The organism is Tateyamaria sp., assembly GCF_059783535.1.
This window is the reverse complement of record NZ_JBYNDP010000044.1, coordinates 24483-28878: the sequence shown is the minus strand read 5'-3', so window position 1 is coordinate 28878 and position 4396 is coordinate 24483. Positions and strand designations below refer to the sequence as shown.

Annotated in this window: 7 protein-coding genes; all 7 read right to left on the bottom strand. The window is 57.6% G+C overall.

Annotation, left to right across the window (positions count from 1 at the left end; translation table 11 throughout):
- Nucleotides 1-420 (bottom strand): ribosome hibernation-promoting factor, HPF/YfiA family (gene hpf, locus AC6RA8_RS10695; RefSeq protein WP_500352702.1); only part of this gene is annotated, 420 nt, incomplete at its 3' end.
- 230 nt (nt 421-650) lie between these two features.
- Nucleotides 651-1409: an LPS export ABC transporter ATP-binding protein gene (gene lptB, locus AC6RA8_RS10690; RefSeq protein WP_500352700.1), complete on the bottom strand. Its 759-nt coding sequence runs from the start codon at nt 1407-1409 to the stop codon at nt 651-653.
- Complete coding sequence (gene lptA / locus AC6RA8_RS10685) at nt 1409-1891, bottom strand: lipopolysaccharide transport periplasmic protein LptA (RefSeq protein WP_500352709.1); 483 nt, start codon at nt 1889-1891, stop codon at nt 1409-1411. The genes lptB and lptA overlap by 1 nt, the downstream gene beginning before the upstream one ends.
- Nucleotides 1892-1904: 13 nt before the next feature.
- Nucleotides 1905-2501: a hypothetical protein gene (locus tag AC6RA8_RS10680; protein WP_500352698.1), complete on the bottom strand. Its 597-nt coding sequence runs from the start codon at nt 2499-2501 to the stop codon at nt 1905-1907.
- Nucleotides 2502-2510: 9 nt separating this feature from the next.
- On the bottom strand, nt 2511-3479 hold the full coding sequence (locus AC6RA8_RS10675; protein ID WP_500352697.1) for a KpsF/GutQ family sugar-phosphate isomerase: 969 nt from the start codon (nt 3477-3479) through the stop codon (nt 2511-2513).
- Complete coding sequence (locus tag AC6RA8_RS10670) at nt 3476-4090, bottom strand: ribonuclease D (RefSeq protein WP_500352695.1); 615 nt, start codon at nt 4088-4090, stop codon at nt 3476-3478. Before AC6RA8_RS10670 ends, AC6RA8_RS10675 begins: the two co-directional genes overlap by 4 nt.
- Nucleotides 4091-4132: 42 nt before the next feature.
- The coding region (locus AC6RA8_RS10665) for a PaaX family transcriptional regulator C-terminal domain-containing protein (RefSeq protein ID WP_500352693.1) at nt 4133-4396 on the bottom strand (264 nt) is incomplete at its 5' end.

Here is a 4396-nt window from a genome sequence, read left to right as displayed (position 1 = left end):
CTTGGTTTCCATCTCGGCTACGATCATGGGTTGCAGCGTCTCGGGTTCCGAGTCGCCAGCTCCTTCGTCAGACGCGAGGATATAAGTTGCCGCGCCCGAGAGTTCAACAGGCTGTGCACGTTCCTTGTGATGGTCCTTGAGACGGCGTTTATACCGCCTCAGTTGCTTCTCCATTTTTTCGGAACAACCATCAAAAGCTGCATATATTTCAGTGGCATGGGCCTTGGCTTGGGCGGTCAGCCCAGTCGACAGATGCACCGTCGCCTCACATACGAACTCATGTGCAGACTTGGAAAACACCACTTGGGCATTGGTCGGACGTTCGGCATATTTCTGTACAACCGCGCCCAAATCGTCCCGTACGTGGGTTTGCAGCGCTTCGCCGATATCGATCTGTTTGCCACTGATTTGATACTGCATTCTTGCTCCTTCTGATGTGTCCGCAATGCACGTTCCGCGCCGCCAAGATGTTGGCAGCGCTATGTTTTTAGAATTGCGGAAAAGGCACGTCGTGACCGTGATCTATGTCAAAGCCCGTAGGCGGGGTGACAGTGTTGCAGATCTTGGTCAGCATAAACGCCATATTGTCATTGCACGCCAAAAGGGCACTCGGAGTCAATGAAAAGCGGACACGGCAAGCGCGCCGTTGCTCAGCCGATACGGAAGTTTTCGCCAAGATAGACCCGGCGCACATTTTCATTCTGCACCACGTCTTGCGGTGTTCCCGACATGAGGACCTGCCCGTCATGCAGGATATAGGCGCGGTCCACGATTTCGAGCGTTTCGCGCACATTGTGATCCGTAATCAGAACGCCAATGCCGCGCTTTTTCAGATCCGCAACAAGATGTCGGATATCCCCAACAGAGATCGGATCGACCCCGGCAAAGGGTTCGTCGAGCAGCAGATATTTCGGATTCGCAGCTAGCGACCGGGCAATCTCGACCCGACGTCGTTCCCCACCTGACAGGGCCAATGCGGGGGCACGGCGCATGTGTTCAATCGAAAACTCGCTTAGCAATTCTTCCAGTCGTTCACGCCGCTTGTGTCGGTCAGGCTCTACAATGTCGAGGATGGCAAGGATGTTGTCCTGTACGCTCAATCCCCGGAAAATGCTCATCTCCTGCGGCAGATACCCAATACCCATCTGGGCGCGGCGATACATCGGAAGGCTGGTGACGTCCGTGCCATCCAGCGTGACGGTGCCGCCTTCCGGTGTCACCAGCCCGGCCACCGCATAGAAGGTCGTTGTCTTGCCGGAACCATTGGGACCCAGCAGTGCCACAACCTCACCCCGGTTCAGCTCCATTGAGAAATCGCGGATGACCAGTTTCTTGCGATAAGATTTGCGCAAATGCGATATGCGCAGCCCTGAAGACCCGCCAGCTACTTTCAGATCGGGTGCAGCCATCAGTTGTTGCCAGTTTGCAGGATTGTTTTGACGTTGCCTTGCATCCGGGCGGTGCCGTCATCCAGATTGACGGTCATGCGGTCGGAAGAGATGGCGCTTTGCCCTTGTGCCAGTAGGACGTCGCCGGTCATGACAATCAAGCCGGTGTCGATGCTGTAGTCGGCGCGCTGCGATTCTGCTGCATCCGGGCCGGATACCAAGGTTACGCCGCCTGTCGCTTCCATCCGTTCTATACCCGCCTGATCCTCGCGATAGACCACCAGAACGCGCGGGGCTGATAGCCGCATCTCGCCCTGACCGATCACCACGTTGCCGGTAAAGATAGCGGCGCCTGTGGTCTGATCCACATTCAACTCGTCCGCACTAACCTCAACCGGTGCCGACGTATCCTGCCGGATGGCGCCAAATGCGACCTGCGTTCCCTGGGCATAAAGCGGCGTAATCAGGCCGATCGTGATCAGGCAGGCTATAACACGCAAAATAGTCACGGATATATCACTCTTCCAATTCTTCCGGGCGGTATACCAACTTTACGCCCTTTGTGAAAACCAAATGGGCGTTTTCGCCACCGTCTGTTTTTTCGAGCCTCATTTGGCCCGCTTCCAGGGTCCCCGACAGGCCAGTACCAGCGACCGGGCCGGGTGACCTCACCGTCATATTCTCGAAATCAGTTAAAAGTTCGTCTGAATTCAGTTTGTAACCAGTCGATGTTGTGATCACCACATTTCCTGCCAACGAAGATGCGCCGCGGGCAAGGTCAAACTCGCCCGTGTCGGAAAATAGGACAACACGCGTTCCCGAAGACAGGTCGATATGCGCCGCCAGATCGGTTGCCGCGTTGTTCTGGTCGTCCGCTGTCGCCATGGTCCCGGCCGATACGGAAATGCGGTCGCCGCTCGAAGATGTGCCGGAATAGAAAGGGGCAGTCACTTGCTGCCCGCGCAAACGCTCTTGAATTTCGGTGTCCGCAAAGGGGACAGACGCGACAGGGTCAATGTTGCGCGACAACAGGAACAGCGTCGACAACAGGCCAAGCGCTGTCAGTGGCAACAGCACCTTGAGCCAAGCGACGAGTTTTGAATAGCCGTCCATGCCATGTCCTTAACCCAGCCCCACGCGCAAACAGTCGTGGATATGCAGAATGCCCTGCGGCTTGCCGGGGGCATTCGCGTCCTCGGCAAACACGCATGTGATCTTGCGCGCGTTCATCACTGCTACAGCCTCTTCAGCGAGGGCGGCAACGTCGATCGTAGTGGGGGAGGTGGTCATCACATCGGCTGCTGTCAAGGACAACAACCCGTCCATGTGCCGCCGCAGGTCGCCGTCCGTGATGATGCCCGCCAACGTTCCGTCATTTGCGGTTACCCCTACAACCCCGAGACTCTTCTGGCTGATTTCAATCAGAGCATCCGCCATCGGAGTGTCTTTGCCGACCAATGGCATCGCCGCGCCGGTATGCATCAGGTCGCTCACGCGGCTCAGCTTCGCCCCCAGCTTGCCGCCTGGGTGGAACTCGCGGAAATGTTCTTCCGTAAACTCCCGATGCTCCATCAATGCCACGGCAAGCGCGTCACCCATTGCAAGGGTCAACGTGGTCGAGGTTGTTGGAACGATGCCGGTGCCGCATGCTTCGCCCAGATCGGGTAATTGCAGGACCGCGTCACAGGCGCGACCCAAAGCACTCTTGGGCGCTTTAGTGATTCCAATCAGCGGGATTTCGAAACGGCGCGAAAACGCGATCATGTTCGCCAGTTCCGGCGCTTCGCCCGAATTGGAAATGGCAAGCACCACGTCTGATCGCGTGACCATGCCCAAATCGCCATGGCTCGCTTCGGCCGGGTGCACGAATTGTGCTGGTGTGCCTGTGCTGGCAAGCGTCGCTGCAATCTTGCGTGCGATGTGTCCAGATTTGCCGATCCCCGTGACAATGACCCGACCATTGGCATTCAGGAGCAGGTCAACCGCCGCCCGAAAGCTGCCATCGAGCCGGTCTGCCATAACGGTCAGCGCCTCGGCTTCGGTACGGATGACCCGTTTGGCAGTGTCGATGAAGGGGGTCTTGCTGGTCATGAGTGCGCAAAGATGTCCGTGTCAGGCCAGCCAGCAAGGTCCAGGCGCGCGCGCATCGGCAGGAAATCAAAACAGGCTTGCGCCATCTCCATTCGACCTTCCCGCTCCAGCCGTTCGTTCAGAGCGTCGCGCAGCTTGTGCAGGTACAAAACATCGGACGCGGCGTATTCCAGTTGAGCATCGGTGAGTGTATCCGCGCCCCAGTCGCTTGACTGCTGCTGTTTCGAGATGTCGATGCCAAGCATTTCCTGCAAAAGGTTCTTCAACCCATGCCGATCAGTATAGGTGCGGATCAAGCGGCTCGCGATCTTGGTGCAGTAGACCGGGGCCGTGACGGCGCCAAAGGCATTGAGCATAGCGGCAATGTCGAAGCGGCCAAAATGGAACAGTTTCAGCACATTGGGGTCTTCTAGCAAACGGCACAGGTTCGGTGCCTCGGTCTGACCCAGTTTGATCTGCACGATATGCGCGTTGCTGTCGCCACCCGACAATTGCACGACGCACAAACGGTCGCGGTGCGGGTTCAGACCCATGGTTTCACAGTCGATGGCGACAACCGGCCCAAGATCCAGATCGTCGGGCAGGTCGGAAATATGCAGGTGGTTTGTCATGCGCCCGCTATAACGCGCGTTACGCCGTTGGGAAAGCGCGGTTTAACCTGCCTTGATTGCATCCAGGTCGGGCCTTGGGAAACGCGTAAGCAGGTGTGACACCAATGCGCGGCAGTCATGCCCGCGCCAGTCGGATGAATGTGCCGCGCGCGGCAGGTCGGGGTGTTTTAACGTCAGTCGCCGCCACGCGTGTACGATCAAAACCCTGAGCGCTGCCGTTTGCAAAGCGCGCAACTCGTCCTCAAGCTCCTCCTTGATGTCGGTCAGTACGGCGTGAAGTGATTTGTACGCATCGCGCATCGCCTC